The organism is Shewanella sp. (assembly GCF_013214165.1).
In the GTDB taxonomy this organism is placed as follows: Bacteria; Pseudomonadota; Gammaproteobacteria; order Enterobacterales; family Shewanellaceae; genus Shewanella.
Genome location: NZ_JABSSM010000054.1, coordinates 1 through 22755, shown reverse-complemented (window position 1 = coordinate 22755; position 22755 = coordinate 1). Strand labels below are relative to the sequence as shown.

At 45.9% G+C, this 22755-nt stretch carries 15 protein-coding genes and 3 tRNA genes; 4 read left to right on the top strand and 14 right to left on the bottom strand.

The annotated features are described in order from the left end of the window. Positions 1-800 precede the first annotated feature (800 nt). The 9 genes from HRU42_RS14805 to HRU42_RS14765 all read right to left on the bottom strand — a co-directional run bounded on the left by HRU42_RS14805 (position 801) and on the right by HRU42_RS14765 (position 9942). On the bottom strand, positions 801-2666 hold the full coding sequence (locus tag HRU42_RS14805; RefSeq protein ID WP_295032091.1) for a SurA N-terminal domain-containing protein: 1866 nt from the start codon (positions 2664-2666) through the stop codon (positions 801-803). A gap of 189 nt (positions 2667-2855) precedes the next feature. After that, entirely contained in the window at positions 2856-3128 is a 273-nt protein-coding gene (locus HRU42_RS14800) for an HU family DNA-binding protein (protein ID WP_295032090.1), read from the bottom strand. Positions 3129-3386: 258 nt separating this feature from the next. Beyond that, the gene (gene lon / locus HRU42_RS14795) at positions 3387-5744 is read right to left on the bottom strand and encodes an endopeptidase La (RefSeq protein WP_295032089.1); all 2358 of its coding nucleotides are present in this window, start codon (positions 5742-5744) and stop codon (positions 3387-3389) included. Between the two features lie 149 nt (positions 5745-5893). Further along, the gene (gene clpX / locus HRU42_RS14790) at positions 5894-7171 is read right to left on the bottom strand and encodes an ATP-dependent protease ATP-binding subunit ClpX (RefSeq protein ID WP_295032088.1); all 1278 of its coding nucleotides are present in this window, start codon (positions 7169-7171) and stop codon (positions 5894-5896) included. 84 nt (positions 7172-7255) lie between these two features. After that, complete coding sequence (clpP, locus tag HRU42_RS14785; RefSeq protein WP_295032087.1) at positions 7256-7867, bottom strand: ATP-dependent Clp endopeptidase proteolytic subunit ClpP; 612 nt, start codon at positions 7865-7867, stop codon at positions 7256-7258. 90 nt (positions 7868-7957) lie between these two features. After that, positions 7958-9262 (bottom strand): trigger factor, encoded by a 1305-nt coding sequence (tig, locus tag HRU42_RS14780; protein ID WP_295032086.1) that lies wholly within the window; start codon positions 9260-9262, stop codon positions 7958-7960. A 253-nt stretch (positions 9263-9515) separates the two neighbouring features. Further along, positions 9516-9591 (bottom strand) — tRNA-His (locus HRU42_RS14775). An 8-nt stretch (positions 9592-9599) separates the two neighbouring features. Beyond that, positions 9600-9676, bottom strand: a tRNA-Arg gene (locus HRU42_RS14770). Between the two features lie 189 nt (positions 9677-9865). After that, positions 9866-9942, bottom strand: a tRNA-Pro gene (locus tag HRU42_RS14765). Between the two features lie 413 nt (positions 9943-10355). On the opposite strand from HRU42_RS14765, the gene folD reads away from it, so the two are divergent. Next, positions 10356-11216: a bifunctional methylenetetrahydrofolate dehydrogenase/methenyltetrahydrofolate cyclohydrolase FolD gene (folD, locus tag HRU42_RS14760; RefSeq protein ID WP_295032085.1), complete on the top strand. Its 861-nt coding sequence runs from the start codon at positions 10356-10358 to the stop codon at positions 11214-11216. 419 nt (positions 11217-11635) lie between these two features. On the opposite strand, the gene cysS is transcribed toward folD, so the two are convergent. Then, complete coding sequence (cysS, locus tag HRU42_RS14755; RefSeq protein ID WP_295032084.1) at positions 11636-13015, bottom strand: cysteine--tRNA ligase; 1380 nt, start codon at positions 13013-13015, stop codon at positions 11636-11638. A gap of 263 nt (positions 13016-13278) precedes the next feature. On the opposite strand from cysS, the gene HRU42_RS14750 reads away from it, so the two are divergent. Beyond that, positions 13279-13773 carry a peptidylprolyl isomerase gene (locus HRU42_RS14750; protein ID WP_295032083.1) on the top strand — a complete coding sequence of 165 codons (495 nt, stop codon included), beginning with the start codon at positions 13279-13281 and terminating at the stop codon, positions 13771-13773. A gap of 9 nt (positions 13774-13782) precedes the next feature. Further along, positions 13783-14517 carry a UDP-2,3-diacylglucosamine diphosphatase gene (locus HRU42_RS14745; RefSeq protein ID WP_295032082.1) on the top strand — a complete coding sequence of 245 codons (735 nt, stop codon included), beginning with the start codon at positions 13783-13785 and terminating at the stop codon, positions 14515-14517. 64 nt (positions 14518-14581) lie between these two features. On the opposite strand, the gene miaE is transcribed toward HRU42_RS14745, so the two are convergent. After that, a complete protein-coding gene (gene miaE / locus HRU42_RS14740) occupies positions 14582-15370 on the bottom strand; it encodes a tRNA isopentenyl-2-thiomethyl-A-37 hydroxylase MiaE (protein WP_295032081.1) in 789 nt (262 codons plus the stop codon). A gap of 387 nt (positions 15371-15757) precedes the next feature. Between miaE and HRU42_RS14735 the strand changes: the two genes are divergently transcribed. After that, positions 15758-16354, top strand: a complete 597-nt coding sequence (locus HRU42_RS14735; RefSeq protein ID WP_295032080.1) for a Yip1 family protein — start codon at positions 15758-15760, stop codon at positions 16352-16354. A gap of 360 nt (positions 16355-16714) precedes the next feature. Here HRU42_RS14735 and glnS read toward each other — a convergent pair whose 3' ends face one another. The 3 genes from glnS to HRU42_RS14720 all read right to left on the bottom strand — a co-directional run bounded on the left by glnS (position 16715) and on the right by HRU42_RS14720 (position 21154). Then, the gene (glnS, locus tag HRU42_RS14730; RefSeq protein WP_295032079.1) at positions 16715-18385 is read right to left on the bottom strand and encodes a glutamine--tRNA ligase; all 1671 of its coding nucleotides are present in this window, start codon (positions 18383-18385) and stop codon (positions 16715-16717) included. Positions 18386-18600: 215 nt separating this feature from the next. Continuing rightward, positions 18601-20892, bottom strand: a complete 2292-nt coding sequence (gene feoB, locus HRU42_RS14725; protein WP_295032078.1) for a Fe(2+) transporter permease subunit FeoB — start codon at positions 20890-20892, stop codon at positions 18601-18603. Then, positions 20885-21154 carry a FeoA family protein gene (locus HRU42_RS14720; RefSeq protein ID WP_295032077.1) on the bottom strand — a complete coding sequence of 90 codons (270 nt, stop codon included), beginning with the start codon at positions 21152-21154 and terminating at the stop codon, positions 20885-20887. Before HRU42_RS14720 ends, feoB begins: the two co-directional genes overlap by 8 nt. Positions 21155-22755: the final 1601 nt, after the last annotated feature.

Below are 22755 nucleotides of genomic sequence, written 5' to 3'. Positions count from 1 at the left end.
AATTCCTTAGATAATAGCAAAAGATAGAGCTGGTATGATTTAGCCGAAGCAAAGTACTTTCGCATTAGCTTTTCTAAAGCTAAAGCTTTATTCGGCCTAGTTCCCCTTTGAACTGCGAAACTGATAATGGGGCAGAAGTGAGTTACAAAGCCTAGTAATAAAGCTAAATCGAAGAGACCCCATTCTTGTAGAACAGGCAGGTGTAGATGCAGCTGCGAGCTTCGGCAGCATGGCGAGGTTTCACTGCGTGAAACTATCCGAGCGAGAGATAGGGATATCGAACTGGCTGTTAAACACGGACGTTGTTTGATGCCGCAGAGACTACAGGGATGTGCTTGAATGATATCCTATCTAAGGGCCAGTTCGGCCAATTATGTCCCTATAAAAAGGCCAGTTCAGCATCCATGCTTCTCGTTCATAGGCTCATGGCTTTACCATATTCACCTTGCCTCTCGTTCATAAGCGCATGTCTGCGCCATATTCACCGGCTCGTAGAACTTTCTCGAAGCAGATAGTGCACATGCCTCGCTACAGGCGATAGATAACCATGAAGCAAAAATTATAAACACACTACCCGATACCAAATCAGCCAAAAGCTACACCAGAAAATGTAATCAAGCTTCATTCGAAGGCTAGCAAGCTTTGATGGTGGAAATGCTGATAAATGAAGGGAACATTTATGGCCAGACATAAATACCGGCCCTACTCCATCCATGGGGGCTGGCATAAATGTTGCAGACATAAAAAAGGTCAGCTATTGCTGACCTTTAATTTAAGTGAGTACACTCACAATGCGTTCATTACTGCGTAGAGCTGTATACCACGTCGCTCTTAGCTTTTAATGTCGCAATCAGGGCTCGGTAATCACCTTCACTGTATTGTGCGCTCAGACGTTGCTTGAGAGCATTCAGTAAGTTGTCATCGATACCTTCAGCAGCATTCACCTTGTCTAACACGATAACGGCATAACCATTGGCTAGCGCCACAGTATCGACAACCGCAGAGTCTGCAGGTTGAGCCATCTGGAACGCCTTGCCGATGATTGCGGCATTGATTCCTTGTTCGAAGCGTCCAAGTTCTGTCTTAGTCACAAACTCAGCGCTTGACTCGGCATCATCGAAAGAGCTCATTAATGTCTGAGCCTTTTCACGCGCCACTTCATTAGCTTGGTCCTGCTTCAAACGCTCGACAATAGCGGCTTTTACCTGGGTGAAATCGACCGTACCCGCTGCCGTGTGCGACTTGATGCGGATGACCATGGCATGGTTAGCGTCTATCTCAATCACATCGCTGTTCATTCCATCGAGCAGTACGTTAGTAGAGAAAGCCGCCTTCAACACCTCAGGATTATCGAAGGGTGCAGGTGCATTAGTACGAGTAAACACAGGTGTGGTCTTGACGTCGACGCCGAGCTCGCTCGCCGCTTCACTCAAGGTATCAGGTACCTCATAGCTCACATCGGCAAGTGTCTGCTGCAAACCATAATAAGTGTCGACCGCAGCCTTATCTTTGAGCTGAGCGATGATCTTATCTTTCACATCGGCAAAGGGAGATTCAAGCCCAGGTTGTAGGTCGACTAGCTTGATAATATGGTAACCAAAACTGGTCTTCACCACAGTCGAATATGAACCTTTTGACAGTGAGAAAAGCACATCATCGAACGCTGGCTCCATGATGCCTTGTTCAAACCAATCTAGTTGGCCACCCTGCTCGCCACTAAATGTGTCTTCAGACTCAGTTTGGGCAAGCTTAGCGAAATCTTCTCCGGCTTGTAGCTTAGTATAGATAGCCTCGGCCTTAGCTTTTGATGCTGACTCATCGTCGCCAAGGTTAATGAGAATGTGTGCAGCGAGGCGTCTCTCAGCCGTTAGATACTGCAGCTTATTCTCATCATAATAAGCCTGAGCCTCTGCATCGGTCACAGTCACATCGTTAGCCATATCACTAGCATTAAGCTCTATGTACTCGAGACTCAGCGTCTCAGGACTCATGAATTGTGCAAGGTTATCATTGTAAAATGCCTGCGCCTGTTCATCGGTCACTGCTGCATCGGCTACAAATGGGCTTGCATCGACAATATGGTAACGGATATCGCGGGTCTGCCCTTGAATACCTGCTAGGTAACTGGTTTCACCAGGAAGCACGAATTCAGAACCGACCAGAGAAGCAACCAGTTGACGGCGGGTCATATCGGTACGCATCATGTTTCTGAATGTATTAGCCTGATAGCCTAACTGACGCAAGATGGCCAGATAACGGTCGTTATCGAATTGACCATCGGTCTGAAATGCAGGCTCAGTCATGATGGCATTCTTAATCTGCTGATCTGACACTCGTAGACCGAGTTCAGTGGCAGCTTGATCGAGTAATTTTTCTGCGACCAAACGCTCTAACACGCTTTGCTTTACACTTGCCAGATAAGCATCATCTGCGGCTAGCGCTTGGAACATTTCACCCAGTTGCTGCTCTAATCGATTACGTTCACTTTGGTAGGCTTGTTCCAAGGCTGACTCACTGATTTCTTCACCATTAACGGTGGCAGCGGCTGCCTCTGTCGATGATCCTAAGTAACTACTTACTCCAGTAAATGCAAAGGAAAGTATTACTAGAACCAGAATGCTTTTTGCAATCACGCCCTGTGAGCCTTCGCGAATCTTCTCTAACATCTGTTCTCTCGCTCGTTGCGATTAAAAAATAAAAAGGCGCATCACGTTTGAGATGCGCCTTTTCGTAAACTTGGGGTCATTAGTAACCTATGTTACTTAATGCCTATCATACTCAATATTCGTAAAAGCACCGCTAAAGCAGTGCTTATCATTACGAAGCTCTTTAAAGAAAGAGTGGTAAAACTGATTTTAGTTTACAGCGTCTTTTAAAGCTTTACCTGCTTTGAAAGCAGGAATGTTTGCTGCAGCAATCTTGATCTCTGCACCCGTCTGTGGGTTACGACCAGTACGCTCAGCACGTTGACGCACTTCAAAAGTACCAAAACCAACAAGAGAAATCTTATCGCCATCTTTAAGGCCGTCAGTGACTGCGCCGATGAAAGAATCTAATGCACGGCCTGCAGCCGCTTTAGAAATGTCAGCACCGGTAGCGATTTTCTCGATTAGTTCAGATTTGTTCATGTCATCCCCTTGAATGTAATTATTGCACCGCAACCAATCCTTTGCTAGAGCGGTCTGCGGTGGCTTTTATAACAAGCTTGAATCTATAACTCAAGCTAGGTAGGAAAAGCAAGATAAATATAATTGGAAATAGCTCAAAACCAGTTGCCATAAGGGCTTGAGAAGAATGGGCTATCCACCGACCTAGGCTACCACAGCTAGCGAGTTTAAAAAGCCCCTTTTTGCAGTTTTTTTACTGCAAAGGGGCAATTTCTTGCGTTAGCCCGCGTTTTTAACGACTTCGAAGCCTTCGATGGGTCGCTCTAACGCCAGTTTTAATACTTCATCGATCCAGCGCACCGGATAAATTTTCAAGTCGGCAACTACGTTTGCAGGGATCTCTTCCAAATCTCGTTCATTTTCCTTTGGAATCAACACGACTTTGGTTCCACCACGATGGGCAGCAAGTAATTTTTCCTTCAATCCACCGATAGGCAATACTTCACCACGTAGGGTTATTTCACCTGTCATGGCGACATCGGCACGTACCGGATTCCCCGTTAGGCTAGACACCAAAGCGGTACACATGGCCGCACCAGCCGAAGGCCCATCTTTCGGAGTTGCCCCTTCTGGTACATGCACATGAATATCACGTTTCTCATAGAAATCAGGATTGATACCCAACTGTTCCGCGCGAGCCCTGACCACGGTCATCGCAGCCTGAATCGACTCCTGCATGACATCACCGAGTGAACCTGTGTAACTTAGCTTACCCTTACCCGGTACCGAAGTGGCCTCAATAGTGAGCAAGTCACCACCCACTTCCGTCCATGCCAAGCCAGTCACTTGACCGATCTGGTTATTGGACTCGGCTTTACCATAGTCACAACGCTGCACACCCAAAAATGATTTTAGGTTATCCTGATCCACGTCCACATGCTTAAGCGTCTTGTCGAGCAAGATACGCTTAACCACTTTACGACAGATTTTTGATAACTCACGTTCAAGTGATCTCACACCCGCTTCACGAGTGTAATAACGAATGATACCTATGATGGCACTATCATGAACAGTCACTTCTTTGAGCTTAAGGCCGTTACGTTCTATCTGCTTAGGCAACAAGTGCTGCTTAGCGATATTAAGTTTCTCGTCTTCGGTGTAACCCGAGAGACGAATGACTTCCATACGGTCAAGCAGTGGACCCGGAATATTCATCGAATTGGAGGTCGCAACGAACATCACATCGGACAGGTCATAATCAACTTCTAAGTAGTGATCACTAAAGGTCGAGTTCTGCTCAGGATCTAGCACCTCTAACAGAGCCGACGCAGGATCGCCACGCATATCGCTGCTCATCTTATCAATCTCATCGAGCAGAAACAGCGGGTTTTTAACCCCAACTTTAGACATTTTTTGGATGACTTTGCCCGGCATAGAGCCGATATATGTACGACGATGGCCACGGATCTCGGCCTCATCACGTACGCCGCCCAAGGCGACACGAATATATTTGCGCCCGGTAGCTCTAGCAATTGACTGACCTAATGAGGTTTTACCCACACCCGGTGGTCCCACTAAACAAAGAATTGGACCTTTAAGCTGCTTGACTCGGCTTTGAACCGCCAAGTACTCTAAAATGCGTTCTTTGACTTTTTCTAAACCAAAATGATCTGCGTCTAACACGTCTTGAGCCTTGGCTAGATCGCGTTTGATCTTGGAGCGTTTATGCCAGGGAACCGAGATCATCCAATCGACATAGCTGCGAACGACGGTGGCTTCTGCCGACATGGGCGACATCATCTTAAGTTTATTAAGCTCAGCGATCGCCTTATCTTTGGCTTCCTCCGGCATCTTAGCTTCTTCAATCTTCTTGGCTAAGGTTTCAAATTCATCGTGGGACTCATCGATATCCCCCAACTCTTTTTGAATCGCCTTCATCTGCTCGTTGAGGTAATACTCGCGCTGACTCTTCTCCATCTGCTTCTTGACTCGAGAACGGATCCGCTTCTCAACCTGTAACAGATCGATTTCAGACTCCATCATGGCCATCAGATATTCCAGGCGTTCGGCAACATCGACCATCTCAAGCACAGATTGCTTATCTTCGAGCTTAAGTGGCATATGCGCCGCCATGGTGTCGGCAAGACGTGCGGCTTCTTCGATCCCCGACAGTGACGTTAACACCTCAGGTGGGATCTTCTTATTCAGCTTGATGTAGCCCTCAAACTGGCCAACGGCAGAACGAACTAACACCTCTTCCTCTTTCTCAGCCATGGGCTCAGATTCTAGGTATTGTGCCGTGGCGACGAAGAAAGATTCCTCGTCTGAATATTTCTCGATGCGCGCGCGCTTACCACCTTCAACCAGTACTTTTACTGTGCCATCGGGTAACTTCAACAACTGTAAAATGGAAGCGACGGTACCCACTTCAAAAATGTCATCAATGCTTGGGTCATCGAGCTCAGCATCACGCTGGGCAACCAGAATTATTTGTTTGTCTTGCTCCATCGCCGATTCAAGGCAACGAATAGATTTTTCCCGTCCGACGAATAACGGAATTACCATATGGGGATATACCACCACATCTCTCAGTGGCAGTACGGGTAGTTCGATTCGCGCTTCACTCTCTTGTGTCATAGCTCGATTCCGTTTGATGATAATACTTATGATTATATTGGGATGAATTGATTGGTTTCAATGGCCAACAATAAATATATAAATTGAGCGAATAAAAAAGGAGCCATCTGGGCTCCCTTTCAATTCTGATGAGTCCGTTTCTGAGAAACTTACTCTGCCGCTGCAGCCTTAGGCTCGCTATTCTCATAGATGAGTATAGGGCTTGTCTCGCCTTTAACGACTGATTCATCTATGACAACTTTAGCAACATCATCGGATGAAGGCAGGTCATACATGATATCGAGTAAGATGCTTTCAACGATTGAGCGTAGTCCTCGAGCACCCGTCTTACGGGTCATCGCCTTAGCAGCAATGGCTTTGAGTGCATCTTCTCTGAATTCTAGCTCTACGCCTTCCATCTCAAACAGTGCAGCAAACTGTTTAGTCAGGGCGTTCTTAGGTTCAGACAAAATTTGCACTAAGGCCTCTTCATCCAGCTCTGTCAATGTCGACAGCACAGGAAGACGACCGATAAACTCTGGGATCAGGCCATATTTGACCAGATCTTCCGGCTCTACCTGCATCAAGGTCTCTGAGATAGTGGCTTTATCATCTTCGCCCTTAACCTGAGCACCAAAGCCGATACCTGCACCTTTATGATTACGCTGCTCGATCACTTTCTCTAGACCAGAAAAAGCACCACCACAAATGAACAGAATCTTAGAGGTGTCGACCTGTAAGAATTCTTGCTGTGGATGCTTACGTCCTCCCTGAGGCGGTACAGAAGCAACGGTGCCTTCGATCAACTTGAGTAGTGCCTGTTGCACGCCTTCACCGGATACATCACGAGTGATCGATGGATTATCAGACTTACGGCTGATCTTATCAATCTCATCGATGTAAACAATACCACGCTGTGCCTTTTCGACGTCGTAGTCACATTTTTGCAGCAGTTTCTGAATGATATTCTCGACATCTTCACCGACATAGCCCGCCTCGGTTAATGTCGTTGCATCGGCCATGGTAAATGGCACATCCAGAAAACGTGCGAATGTTTCGGCGAGTAGTGTCTTACCGCTACCCGTTGGGCCAATCAGCAAAATATTACTCTTACCCAATTCCACGCCATCTTTAGGGCTGGAATTTTTTAATCGCTTATAGTGATTATAAACCGCGACAGACAGAACTTTCTTCGCCTTATCTTGCCCAATGACGTAATCATCCAGATGAGCTCTTAACTCATGTGGTGTCGGTAATTTGTCCTGATCTTGCTTCGGTGAAATCTCTTTGATCTCTTCCCTAATTATATCGTTGCAGAGCTCAACACACTCATCACAAACATATACAGAAGGGCCTGCGATGAGTTTACGAACCTCATGCTGACTCTTCCCACAAAAAGAGCAGTACAGTAGTTTCCCACTGTCACCGGTACTTTTGTTGTCGCCCATTACACTACCTCTTGCGCTATCTGCACTACTACTTAATTCAATTTAACGTCTTACTACTCAGCATAGCTCAGCCAAAGACAAAAATCAGCCTCGTTTACTCATCACTGAATCGACGATTCCATACTCTACTGCTTCATCGGCACTCATGAAGTTATCACGATCCGTATCGCGTTCAATCATTTCTAATGTTTGACCCGTATGCTCGGCTAGCATTCTATTCAGCTTGTCCTTGATACCCAATATCTCTTTGGCATGGATGGCGATATCAGAGGCTTGCCCCTGGAAACCACCCAATGGCTGATGGATCATGACACGCGAATTAGGCAAGCAGTAACGTTTGCCCTCTGCGCCTCCGGCGAGCAGAAACGCTCCCATGCTAGCGGCTTGTCCAATACAAACTGTACTGACATTTGGCTTAATGAATTGCATAGTATCGTAGATGGCCATGCCGGCTGTGACAGAGCCACCAGGGGAGTTAATATACAGGAAAATATCCTTATCAGGGCTCTCCGACTCCAAAAACAGTAATTGTGCAACCACAAGGTTAGCCATATGCTCTTCAACTGGACCAACGAGGAAGATGATACGCTCTTTTAATAGGCGAGAATAGATATCGTACGAGCGTTCGCCCTTGGCTGTTTGTTCAACTACCATAGGCACTAGTGCATTTAATACTGATTCTGGTGCATTTTGCATTATTTATAATCCCTAAATAAAAACGGCTCGCATGAGGAACCTCATACGAGCCATTATAAATGGTTAATAACCATTTAAGTCAAGCTTAGCTTAGCCTTGTTGTGTGGCCTTGTTCATAAATTCTTCAAAGTTGACTGATTTTTCAGTTACTTTGGCAGTTTTTAACAAAGCTTCTACCGCTTGCTCTTCAAGAGCGACGTTGCGCATGTTCTGCATCATCTCTTGATTTGCCTTGTAGTACTCAACCACTTCACTTGGATCTTCGTACGCCGAAGCCATAGAAGCAATAAGCCCCTGAACACGTTCGTCTTCAGCTTTTAGCTCGTTAGTCTTGATCACTTCACCAAGTAGTAAGCCAACTTTTACGCGACGTTCTGCTTGCTCAGTGAATAGGTCTGCTGGTAGCTCAGGCATGTTAGCCGCTTGATCACCGAAACGCTGCATCGCTTGCTTACGCAATACTTCAACTTCGCCATCAATAAGTGACTTAGGCAGACCAATTTCATTCTGCTCGAGTAGACCTTTAAGTACTTGCTCTTTAACACTGGCTTTAAGTGCTTGCTCAAGTTCACGACCCATGTTCTTGCTGATCTCAGCCTTAAGCGCTTCTAGACCACCTTCGGTCACGCCGAATAGCTTAGCAAACTCGTCGTTAACTTCTGGAAGGTTAGCCGCTTGAACTTCGTTCAATGTGATAACGAACTTAGCAACTTTACCTTTCAAGTTTTCAGCATGGTAATCTTCAGGGAAAGTGACTTCGATATCGAACTCTTCACCCGCTTTATGACCTTCAACACCAGACTCGAAGCCTGGGATCATGCGGCCACTACCAAGTTGTAGTTCGAAGTTTTCGGCTTTACCGCCTTCAAAATCTTCACCGTCAACTGAACCCACGAAGTTGATCATCGCCTTGTCGCCATCGGCAGCTTCACGCTCTACAGCTTCAAACGTAGCGTGTTGCTTACGCAATGTTTCAATCATGGTATCAACATCAGCATCTGTGACTTCGGCAGTGGGTTGCTCAACTACGATTGCATCGAGACCCTTTAGCTCTACTTCTGGGTAGATCTCAAAAGTCGCTACAAACTGGAAGTTATCATTATCTGACTCACCAGGAATGAAAGTCGGCGCGCCAGCTGGGTTTAATTTCTCAGCAACGATAGCTTCAACGAAATTACGCTGCATCACTTCACCAGTGATATCTTGACGGATTGCCTTGCCATAACGCTTGTTGATGACACTGACTGGCACCTTACCTGGACGGAATCCAGGCAGACGAGCACGCTTTGCTTCGTTCTTTAACGCTTCATTAACGGTCTTTTCAATCTGCTCAGCAGGAACAGAAATAGTTAGGCGACGCTCTAGGCCTTGAGTTGTTTCAACAGAAACTTGCATTGTTTTACCTCGAAATAAGTCTTACATCCTTTGTAATAGTCGAATGTTCAACTATTAAAGTATTCGTTTCTTGATCTTAAAATTTGACTAGAAAGCCCATCACAACTGAATTCCGGCTCTAATCACTCATAGTTGATAATTATCAAGACGCGACATTATAGCCACGCTTTATCCCAGAGTCGACCTTAAAACACGAATTACAGGCGTAAAAAAAGCGACCTAAGGTCGCTTTTCTACTTTCTTGTTAAAGAAATGGGGTGACTGATGGGGCTCGAACCCACGACAACCGGAATCACAATCCGGGACTCTACCAACTGAGCTACAATCACCACTGATATGGTGCGCCCGGCAGGATTCGAACCTGCGGCCACCCGCTTAGAAGGCGGGTGCTCTATCCAACTGAGCTACGGGCGCTTCGAAAGTGAGAATTCTCACATCCTGAATAAGCGTTGAAAGACGTATCTTTCGATTTACCTGCTTGGTGTTCAGGTAAATATAAATTTGGTCGGCCACTCTCTTTCATAAAGAGTGAGGATTCGAAGCTCTTAGCCTCTGTTCCAATTGACCTTAAAGCAGGAAAGTTACAACCTACTTTAATAAATTTGGTCGGTGATAGAGGATTCGAACCTCTGACCCTCTGGTCCCAAACCAGATGCGCTACCGGGCTGCGCTAATCACCGAAAGTCTACTTTTTACATCAACTGCAATCGGCACCAGAGTTCCTCTGTTCCACTTCTTATCCTAAACAAGGATGCTAAAGCGGCTGCGCTAATCACCGAAAATATATCATTTGAAATTTTAACGAATGTTTATAATTGGGATAAACATTCAAACTTCCGTTAACCTCGAGAACAATCTAGCTTCTCGTTGAGAACGGAGCGCATATTAGCCCCTAGTCTGACATGCGTCAACGGTTTTTTTACAAAGAAAGTGAGCTTGGTTACTTTAGCAACTATCGGGTCTAAAACCACTCAAATTATCCGTATTTTAGAACTGATTGTTACACAGCTTATTCAATGACACTCACGCCTTGTCCTGTTAAAATATTGCCGATTTATAATATCGGCGCTCCATTAAAGGATATCCAAACCCAATGACAGCTCAAAGAATCGATGGCAAAGCGATCGCTCAATCCATTCGAACACAGCTAAAAGAGAAAGTAGCCGCCCGTAAAGAGGCAGGACAGAGAGCTCCAGGTTTAGCGGTGATCTTAGTCGGCGCAGATCCAGCGTCTCACGTTTATGTTGGCAGCAAGAGACGCGCCTGTGAAGAGGTCGGGTTTCTATCCCGCTCATATGACTTAGACAGCAGCACGTCTGAAGAGGAGTTGCTGGCGCTAATTGATGAATGTAATAGCGATTCAACTATCGATGGTATATTAGTGCAACTGCCTCTGCCTAAGCATATCGAAGAGTCTAAGGTCATCGAGCGCATCCGACCCGATAAAGATGTCGATGGTTTCCATCCCTATAACGTCGGCCGTCTGGCTCAGCGCATTCCGGTATTGCGCTCATGTACCCCTATGGGGATCATGACCCTGATCAAGTCCACTGGTGTCGATACCTACGGTTTAGACGCTATAGTAGTGGGAGCCTCGAACATAGTGGGTCGTCCCATGACCCTAGAACTCCTGCTCGCGGGTTGCACCACGACCACCTGTCATAGATTCACCCGCAATCTTGAACAGAAAGTCAGACAAGCGGATCTGGTTGTGGTCGCAGTAGGCAAGCCAGGTTTTATTCCGGGTGATTGGATCAAGCCCGGCGCCCTGGTTATCGATGTGGGGATTAATCGTCTCGAAGATGGCAGCCTAGTGGGTGATGTTCAATATGACGTCGCGGCGCAAAATGCCGCTTTCATCACCCCGGTTCCCGGTGGCGTGGGTCCGATGACCATAGCCAGCCTACTGGAGAACACCTTATACGCCGCCGAAACGTATCACGATAAAGTCTAAGCTCTAGAATCTAAAAAGCACAATGAAGATTTATACCCGTCCTTGGTAAATCTTCATAAGTGTTCTGACTGCCACGGGTCTGTGATATTCCCGATATCATTCAGACATTCCCCATGTCCCTATGGGTCATGGCGGAAATGCCAATAAATGCATGGAACATTTATGGCCAGACACAACGAAGATTTATACCCGTCCTTGGTAAATCTTCATAAGTGTTCCAGACACAAACCCCCTCAATCGCTATCCCTGCGATCGGGGATAAATCCTGGTACAAATCCCCTCAATCGCTATCCCTGCGATCGGGGATAAGTACATCCTGGTACAAATCCCCTCAATCGCTATCCCTGCGATCGGGGATAAGTACATCCTGGTACAAAAAAGCCTGCATCAGCAGGCTTTTTTTATGCTAACCAACAATTTTACTTCTTACGCCAGGTGGTGCCGCCAGGTCCATCTTCTAAGATGACGCCTAAGGCATTTAAACCATCACGGGCCACATCGGCAGCAGGCCAGTCTTTCTCGACTCTGGCGCGATTACGCTCGACGATCAAGGCCTCTATTTGAGCCACTTCATCTTCACTGCCCTCGCCCTTGAAAAAGGTATCGACATCGAGTTTCAGCAAACCTAATACTTCGGCCAGCTCTTTTAACTTAACACCCAATGCCGACGCAGCGGCTATGTCACCGCTTTTAACACGGTTAATCTCACGCACCATCTCAAACAGCACCGAATAAGCTTCAGGCGTATTAAAATCGTCATCCATCGCCGCGTTAAATTTAGCGACAAACTCTTCAGCCCCAGCGGCATCTACAGTTAAATCTAAGCCTTTAAGTGAGGTATACAAACGCTCGAGTGCCGATTTAGCTTGCTTGAGGTTATCTTCCGAATAGTTTAACTGGCTACGGTAATGACCCGATAACAGGAAGTAACGAATCGTCTCTGCATCATAATGCTTAAGCACATCACGAATGGTGAAGAAGTTGTTCAATGACTTAGACATCTTCTCCTTGTCGATCATCACCATGCCAGTGTGCATCCAGTAGTTCACATAGGCCGTGTCATGGGCACAGCAAGATTGGGCAATTTCATTCTCATGATGTGGAAACTGAAGATCTGAACCACCACCATGAATATCGAAATGCTGCCCCAGATGCTTGCCATTCATTGCCGAACATTCGATATGCCATCCCGGACGACCAGGGCCCCAAGGAGACTCCCAGGTAGGCTCTCCAGGTTTAGACATCTTCCACAACACAAAATCCATAGGGTCGCGTTTAGTCTCTTCCACTTCGACGCGGGAGCCAGCTTGCAGCTGCTCAATATTTTGCCCCGACAGGCGGCCATATTCAGGGAATGATGACACGCTAAATAGCACATCGCCATTATCGGATACATAGGCATGTTCCTTCTCGATAAGTTTTTCAACCATATCGATAATTTCAGGCATATGCAGAGTGGCCCTAGGCTCAAAATCCGGGCGTTTCATGTTTAACGCGTCAAAATCACGATGCATCTCACCTATGAGCCTCTCGGTTAGAGACTCACAACTTTCGTTATTCTCAGCCGCGCGCTTGATGATCTTGTCATCTACATCGGTAATGTTTCGCTGAAAGTTCACCTCATAGCCTGAATATCTCAGATACCTGACAATCATATCGAAAGAGACAAAAGTTCGACCGTGACCGATATGACATAAGTCATAGATGGTGATCCCACACACATACATGCCAATTTTTCCTGGCTGTATTGGTTTGAATTCCTCTTTTTGGCGGGTCAGACTGTTGTATAACTTCAACATCGCTACTCTCTTCAACGAAAAAACAATAAAAATTAGCCAAACAGTTTAACATTGCCCCCGCGTTGCTTCCAACCGTTTTACGTGACGCTCACCATGAAACTCGGCTTTTTATCCAGTATATGGATGAGTTTTATCCCCACACGCCCTGACAATCTAATTTTTATTCTCTTAAGCAAATTAGCGACTAGCTCTTTATGCGAAATGGCAATTACGTTAGAATCCTGCCACAATTTCGTATTGCTAAATTTAGTGAGAATCAAATCATGATCACTCTTCATACCAACCATGGTGAAATCACCCTGGAACTCGAGACGGAAAAAGCGCCGTTAACTGCCAAAAACTTTATCAAGTATGCTAAAGACGGCTTCTATGACGGCACTGTCTTCCATCGCGTCATCGATGGTTTCATGGTTCAAGGTGGCGGCTTCACAGAAGATATGCAGCAGAAGCCTTGCGGTGAAACCATTAACAACGAAGCAAACAATGGTTTGTTGAACGTGATAGGCACTGTGGCCATGGCCAGAACAGCGGATCCCCATTCGGCAACCGCCCAGTTCTTCATCAACATCAATGACAACGCCTTCCTGGATTTCAAATCAGAGACTCAACAGGGCTGGGGTTACTGCGTATTTGCTAAGATCAGTGCCGGTATGGACGTGGTTAACAAGATTAAAGCGGTCAACACAGGTAACAAGGGCATGCATCAAGATGTGCCTCTAGACGCTGTGATCATCGAGAAAGTGACCATTGCCGAATAAATCAGCCTAATGCGCACACTGTTTATCGGCGATCTGCATTTATCTGCAGATCGCCCCGATATGACACTCGCCTTCAATCAATTTCTCGATACCCAACTCGATGATGCCGAAGCACTCTACATACTTGGCGATCTATTTGAGGTCTGGACCGGCGATGATATTGCCGAGCCCTTCGCTAATGAGTTAGCCGATAAGCTCCATGGCATCTCACAGAAGCTGCCTATCTATTATATCCATGGCAATCGAGATTTTCTGATCGGCAACCAATATGCGGCGAGATCCGGCATGACCTTATTGCCAGAAGTCCATAATATTGACCTGTATGGCACAGCGACTGTGCTCCTGCATGGCGATAGCCTATGCACACTCGATAAGGCCTACCAAAGATTCAGACGTTTCAGAAATAATTCAGTGGTGAAGTGGATATATTCACGCCTTCCTAAGCGCACTCGGCAAAATATTGCCACCAAGATACGTGCTAAGAGTCAGGTGAGTAATATGAATAAGAGCTACACCATCATGGATGTAGAGCAAGATGCCGTCACTCGGCTAATGGAACGTTGCGGCGCAACTCAGATGATCCATGGCCATACCCATAGACCCGATATACATCATTTAGGTAAAAATCAGGCTGGAATTGAACATCTGCGAATTGTAGTCGGTGACTGGTACGAACAAGGCAGTGTGCTTAGCGTGTCGAAAGATAAGCTAGCGTTAACTAGCCTGCCCTTTCAAGCCCAGTAAAGACTTAGCTAAGTCTTTACTGGTTCTCTCTGGCCACAATAGATTAACAATAGTTCAAAAAGTATCAGGCCTCTGGTGCGCCACTGTGAAATTTAAACTCAGTGTCGCTAGATAAGATAAGCTCAACTTCGGCCTGGCGGATAACGGCGATTCGCTCACTCACAGGCACACTCTTCTTGGTCACGGCATTGGCCTGAATCAATTCCGCCAACACCAAATAATCTTGATAATGTCTCGCTTCTGAGCGTAACAAAGAAACATAGAAGCGGTTTAATTCATCGTCTAAATATGGCGCCAGTTTTGCGAAACGCTCACAAGATCTCGCTTCGATAAAGGCGCCTACGATGAGCTTATCGACTAAGGCCGCTGGCTCATGGGTCCTGATCTGCTTCATCATGCCTTTGGCATAACGACCCGCTGTCATATTCTGGTAAGGAATATTGCGTGCTTGCATGATCGCTAATACCTGCTCGAAATGATGAAACTCCTCTTTGATAAGACGAACCATCTTACTGATCAGTTCAAAGCCATGTTCGAAGCCGGGTTTAGCGACTAGTTCCCCAGAAAAATCATTTTTCTTACTGTCACGAGACAAGAAGGCGTCTATGTCTCTGTCTTTTTGATAGATAAATTCTTCATAGGGTTTGGCCCATTGAAGTAATAATTTGCCACTGTCTTTATCGATTGCATATTTCCTGATAAGAAACATAGCCGTCTGCGCCGCTTTTAATTCACAGTTACAGTGATCGATAAGTAAGTCAGATAAACTTTCCGGCTTTTTAGCCACCTCAATCCAGGCGTCTGGTGTTTCACATCCTAAAAAAGCATGGATCGGGGCTAACAATTGCTGCATGGACTCAGTTCTCGAAGTAAATAAATGTCATCTTTATGGATGCATTATTCTAGCATCGACTCGAGCAGACAGAGGGATCAATTTAGTCGTTATTGCTTATCTTGAATGATTAATCCACAAGTTTGAACTCGATCAAACAAACAGCAATAGACACTAAGAAACAAATAATTAACAAATGAGTCAGGTTCAGCTTGACTAAGAGGCTGTTTTGTTCAATAAATAAACTTACACCATGCTATTTTTAGAAATATGAGCTAGATATTAGTGAGAACATTGATTGGCATTGGGTATCGTGAGCCGTAAGGTCTTTGGGAATTAGACCAATAGGCATGTAGGCTCGTCTGAAGTTTGGCGAGCAAAAGTTAAAGCTAAACAAGGATAATTATAATGATATTAAATCACTTAATGGGACTCTACACGCATCCAAAAGAAGAGTGGCACACAATTGAGCAGAATCACGAAGCACTGAAGAGCAGTCTGAGCCACATCCTGCTCATTGCACTCATTCCTGTGATCTGTACCTTCATCGCCGCGACTGAACTTGGCTGGAACTTAGGGGTTGGCGAGCGACTCTTCCTGACACAAGAGAGTGCACTCTTGATGTCAGGAGGCATGTATTTTGGACTCATTGCCGGTGTGTTCGCGCTCGCTTATCTGGCTTTTTGGATGGCCAAGACATTCGATGCAGACCCTAGCTATACTCAAGCGCTCGAACTGGCATCTTACACGGCAACCCCACTCTTTATGGTGGGACTCGCCGCCTTATATCCGGCAATTTGGTTTGTGATGGTCATCGGCTTCTTCGGACTCGCCTACTCGGTTTATCTGCTCTATACCGGTGTCCCCATCATCATGAATATTCCAGAAGAGAAAGGCTTCATCTATGCCAGCTCGGTGGTCACCGCCGGCCTGGTACTCCTGGTCGCCTTGATGGCATCGAGCGTTATCCTCTGGAGTGTGGGTTTCGGCCCCATGTATCAATAGACTCTAGGACTCTAGGACTCTAGGACAACAAAAAAGGCTTTAGGGTTTCCCCTAAAGCCTTTTTAATGCATCAATTTTTATATCAACTAATACCATTCCATATAAGTATCTGGTCAGTTCAGAGACTCTCAGTTTTTTCAATTCAAGGCACATTGATGAGGAAATGGTTATTCCCTTTTAAGTCAATGTAACACCGAAGTGGAAACACTGAGAGCCTCACGCAGTGCGGGTTTCAAAGCCCTTCATGCTACGTTGAATGTTTTCGATATAGAATAACTATTAGCTTCAAACATTCGCCTTGCCTATAGTGCTTTGAACTCCCGCTGAATGTTCAGATACTTACTCGGAATGGTATAATCACTACTGCGAAGAATCTCGCAGCGCTACTGTCAGGTTGAAGACTAGGCTGTCTGGCGTCGAATCCTTGCTATCGGCACAGAAGTAGCCTTCACGCTCAAACTGATAGGCTTTTTCCGCTGCAGCATTCACAAGACCCGCCTCGACTAGACCTTGCTTCACCACCAGAGAGTCAGGATTTAATACATCCTCTACTGTCTCAGCCCCAGCTGGGTTAGCATCGATAAATAATCGATTGTAGAGACGGAACTCAGCAGGTTTAGCACTGCTCGCTTCAACCCAGTGAATAACCCCTTTCACTTTACGGCCATCAGAAGGGTTCACACCTAATGTCTCATCATCATAAGTACAATAGATAGTGGTGATGTTACCTTCTGCATCCTTGTCACAGCGCTCAGCTTTAATGACATAGGCATTACGCAGACGAACCTCTTTACCTTGCACCAGACGCTTAAACTTCTTGTTAGCTTCTTCACGAAAATCATCGGCATCGATAAACAGCTCGCGGCCAAATGTTATCTCACGCTTACCAAACTCCTCTTTACTCGGATGGATCGGTGCATGCAGGGTCTCAACTTGCCCCTCGGGGTAGTTTTCGATAATCACTTTAACCGGATTGATCACCGCCATGGCGCGGGGAGCATTATCATTTAACTCTTCACGAATACAGGCATCTAACATGGCAACTTCAACCATATTATCTTGCTTAGTCACGCCGATGCGCAGACAAAACTCGCGAATAGAGGCGGCGGTGTAACCACGACGGCGAAGTCCTGCGAGAGTGGGCATACGTGGATCGTCCCAGCCATGTACCAACTCACGGGTAACCAAGTCATTTAGCTTACGCTTAGACATCAAGGTGTATTCGAGATTGAGTCTAGAGAACTCATATTGACGAGTTCTGTTGGGCGCCTGAAAATCATCTAGATGATCCAGTACCCAGTCGTACAAACGACGGTTATCTTGAAACTCTAATGTACATAAAGAATGACTGATATTCTCGATGGCATCCGAGATACAGTGGGTAAAATCGTACATAGGGTAGATGCACCACTTATCAGCCGTTTGATGGTGATGAGCGAAACGAATACGGTAGATGATAGGGTCGCGCATGCACATGAAAGACGATGCCATATCTATCTTAGCTCTGAGTGAACATTCACCCTCTTTGAACTCACCCCTACGCATCTTCTCAAACAGCTCAAGGTTCTCAGCCGCTGAAGAGTCACGGTACGGACTGTTCTTACCCGGTGCTGTCAATGTACCGCGATATTCACGCGTCTCTTCACTGTTTAGGAAGCAGACATAGGCTAAGCCCTTAGTGATAAGCTCAACAGCATAACCATGTAGCTGATCGAAATAGTTAGACGAGTAACGAATATCACCAGACCACTCGAAACCCAGCCACTTCACATCGTCCTGAATCGAATGAACATAATCGATATCTTCTTTTTCAGGATTGGTATCATCAAAACGTAAGTTACATTGGCCCTTGTAATCCTTTGCTATACCGAAGTTTAAGCAGATAGATTTAGCATGACCGATATGAAGAAAGCCATTTGGCTCAGGCGGAAAACGTGTTTGCACACTGGTGTGCTTACCGCTTTCAAGGTCTTCGTCTATGATGTTACGAATGAAGTTACTGGGACGAACTTCGCTGTCCACATGGCTCATGTGATTCCTCTTAGAAAACGCTGGCCAGCCATTAGCCTGCTTGTATATACAATTAGCTGGATGGGATGGCATATTTTGATGTAATTGGAAAGATAATCTACTATCTCAGAGCCAGATACAACGCCTGATAGCAAAAAACTGCAACAAAAAACCATATAATAAAAAAGCAGCGAATAAACGCTGCTTTTTTATTATATTCGACTACCACTCGCTCGTTACGTGATCACTTTTACATCTAATGTGACCATCTCAGTCCGTTTGGCCTTCAATTTCAACCAGATATAGAAAATAGCCAAGGCACTGACGAAGAAACCGATCCACAGACTCGATGAAAGCGGATGCTCGCCGAACGTCGCTACCTGATAGAAGACAGTTGCCGTGCCGTACGCTAGGGCAAAGGTCCACACCCCGGCAAATGCAGCCCAACGTCCACCGAACTCTCCCACTAATGCGCCCATTGCCGCGACACAAGGTGTGTAGAGCAAGATAAACAACAAATAGGCAAATGCTGCCGTGATCCCGGAGAAACCGGCCTGAAGCGCGGTGAAGGTCGAAGTATCCACCTCTAACTCTGCCGATGCAGCCTCAACCGAAGACACATCCCCAACAGAGATCGACAAGGGATCGTCTAATTTGATACCAAACAAGTTTTCCGGAATAGTGCTTAACGCTTCATTGAGTGTTTCCAGAAGCGGCGCTAGCTCTTCATCACCAGAGCCTGCCGTGCTATACAAGCTGTTAAGGGTGCCAACCACTGCCTCTTTGGCAAATATCCCGGTGATTATCCCCACAGTGGCGGGCCAGTTATCTTGCTCCACTCCCATGGGGCCGAAAAAAGGTGTCACCTTCTGGCTGGCAACACTGAGCACCGACTCTGAGCTATCTTCATGGCCAAAGGTACCATCTACACCTATGGCGTTGACGAAGTTAAGCAAGGTCACCACGATAACTATGGTCTTGCCCGCACCGAGAATGAAACTCTTGGTCCGTTTACCAGTACGATTCATTACCGTCTTAAATTTAGGTTTCTCGTAACTCGGTAACTCCATCACCACGGCACTGCTACTGCCAGGAAGCAAGGTCGAACGCAAGAGTAACCCCGTCCCTACCGCGGCTAATATTCCTATGATGTAGAGTAAAAACACCAGGTTCTGTCCCGACTCAGGGAAAAAGGCGGCGGCAAACAAGGCATACACAGGAAGCCGTGCACCGCAGGACATAAACGGCGCCATCATGCCTGTTACTATGCGCTCACGTTCACTGCCTAAGGTACGAGTGGCCATGATAGCGGGTACTGAACAGCCAAAACCAACAATCATAGGCACGAAAGCCTTACCCGGCAGGCCAATGCGACGCATAAGCCCATCGACCACAAATGCTGCACGCGCCATATAGCCCGAGCCTTCTAGCACCGACAGCGCTAAAAACAGGGCGGCGATGACAGGAATAAAGGTCGCTACCGTCTGAATACCTTGTCCAATACCACCAGCAATGATAGTCACCAACCAGGCCGGCGAGCCGAGGCTAGACATCAATGCGCCTAAGTGGTCGACGAAGATTGCCCCACCCATAATATCGAAAAAATCGATAAACGCGCTGCCCACATTGATACTGAACATGAACATCAAATACATAACAAACAAAAATACCGGTACGCCGGCCACAGGGTGAAGAATCACCTTATCTAGCTTGTCACTCAGGGTCTCACTGCCATCCGCTGATACCGATGAGTCATAGACACTTTGGACGAAGTCGAAACGTGTGGTTGCCACCATGACTTCTATATCTTGGCCCTGTCTTGAAATCGACTCGGAGCACTGATTAACTTCATCGTGCACCGGACCATTGTTACACTGGCCAGAACCTATGCCATTGGCCATCATGGCGAGTGCACGGCCACGGCTTAGGCTTGAATCACTAGACAATAAGCTGGTGACACCCGATTCAATTCGAGGGTCATAATTGAGGATCAAGGCTTGCTCGGAGGTTTTGCCCTCGAACAAGATCACGACTTGCGCCTTCACTTTCTCGATATCGGCCTCATCCCGTGAGCAAACCCCCACCACCGGACAGCCTAAAGTTTTACTCATCTGCTCAACATCGACTTCGATGCCGTGGCGCTTAGCCGCATCTATCTTGTTGAGCACAACAACCATAGGTATGCCAAGCTCACGCAATTGAATCGTTAGATAGAGATGTCGCTCGATATTGGTCGCATCGACGAGATTGATGATGCCATCTATCTGTTGCTCGGCAAGAAACTGCTGTGCTATCTGCTCATCCAACGAGCAGTCACAACTCTTACCGGCGGGCAATAGATCATAGATACCTGGAAGATCGGTCAGAGAAACATCGGTGCCATCTAGGGTAAATAAGCCTGTTTTCTTCTCTACTGTGACACCAGACCAGTTACCAACCTGTTGATTGGCGCCCGTTAATGCATTAAATAGTGTCGATTTACCCGCGTTAGGGTTACCGACAGTCACACAATGAAACTGCTTAGCCATTCGTTAATACCGCCTTAACTGTATCTGCTCTAACTATCTCAACATCAATGATGTCGGCAAGATCACGACGCATACACAATCGACTGCCTCGAATATCGAGCAAAAGCCCGGATCCCATCGGAGCCTTACGGATCATGAAGAATGACGTGTTTGGGGTGATCCCCATAGATAGTAATTTTCGTTTAACCACAGACGGTAAACTCAACTGGCCAACCGCTGAAATCCTGGCGTTATCGCCAGGATGTAAATCGCTTAATTTCATTATGCTTTTATACCTTTAACAGGTCTCAATAATTCTTAAACTCGAACTAATTTTAACGGAGGAAAAAGAAGAATAACTTTACCTAGATCAACTTTTCGCATTGGGAACGATAATAGTTTTCAATTGTATTCTGTATTATGTGACAAAAGTCCCAACTAATAAATGATTGTAATCAAATAAACCCATAATAGTAATACGAATGGTTATCACTTCTACAAGGTGGACTTATTAATCCCTCCCTATCGTGACCAAGATCACGCTTTAGATTTTCCCTTCATAATCATCACTCTTTACAGGTCGAAACACGCTTACTTGTGACCCGAATGTAATATGAGTGTTCTATAGTAATACATTGGTCAATTATAGAATAACCAATGTAACAATTAGTCGCAAAATAGCGCTCGGGATGTATGAAGCTTGCCATGGAGTTTCACCTATCGCGGCAACCTGTGTCAGTTGTCATGGTGAAGATAAAACCAACGGCGTCGATGCGGTTCATCCGCTTCAATGGTGACTGTTCATGAGTAAGAGTTCATGAGTAAGAGTTCATGAGTAAGAGGTCATTGGTGAATCTAGGTAAAATACTCGTTAAGACCTGTCATATATCATTAAAACGACGCCTCATGTGCCATTTTTTATTGTTATTGACTGGCGTTTTCCGGCGTAAGAATTTAATAACAAAAGATGAAACCGTCACATCCCTGAACACTTGCACAGCAAAATACCAACAAGTCAGCCCCCGCCTTGTTAAATACCCAATGAATACCGTTAAATAAACTGAAGTTAACCTTGATCTAAAGCAAGTTAATGGGCTAAAGACCCGCCGTGCTTAAGGTTCAATTAACAAAGCCGGCTATTAACTTAACTGCAAGATTAAAATCGACGACAGCCGCGATAATTTCCGCTATAACACGCTGATATTAAATTAATTTAACATTTACAACACAGGCACACCATTCATACGGATGTCCCTCACAGAACATGCTATTTCCCTTCTCGCTAACTAGCTCTTCTGGGTAGGATCAACGTGAGGAGTTCAACACTCGTCTGAGGCAATAGCAGACCATTGGCTTACTCCTCATCAAACAAAACCTGAACCTAAACAAGGTTCAAATAAAAACTAAAGAATCTCACGCAAGGGAAACAATGATGAAACGGTATCCAGTTAGTGCCGCTATCAAATCAGCGATCGGAGTAGGTGTATTATCATTTGCACTTATTGGTTGTGGTAGCGATGGCGTAGATAAGGTTCATCCAACGAACTATTAAACGCGCTTAGCTATTTTCGACCAGCAACGAAATAGCCCCATCGAATAACCAAAAGTAAAATCACAACCTCCCCCACCCTATAACACGAGATAATCCCACACCAAAACTACCAAGAGCCAACAAGAGGCCGGCCGCGTCAACATTCTGGGGGGTTCAGTGCCCTTAAACTGATTCGAACCTTAAAACTGACTGAAATTACCACTTCCCACCTACCTCTAAAGAAATAGTCAGACCCAGTTCACATAAAGCGATTAAAACAACTGCTAAAAATTCGTTGCTTAGTTAGCCTTAACAAGGGAAATAAATTCCACACACTAAGTTACTGTTTAACA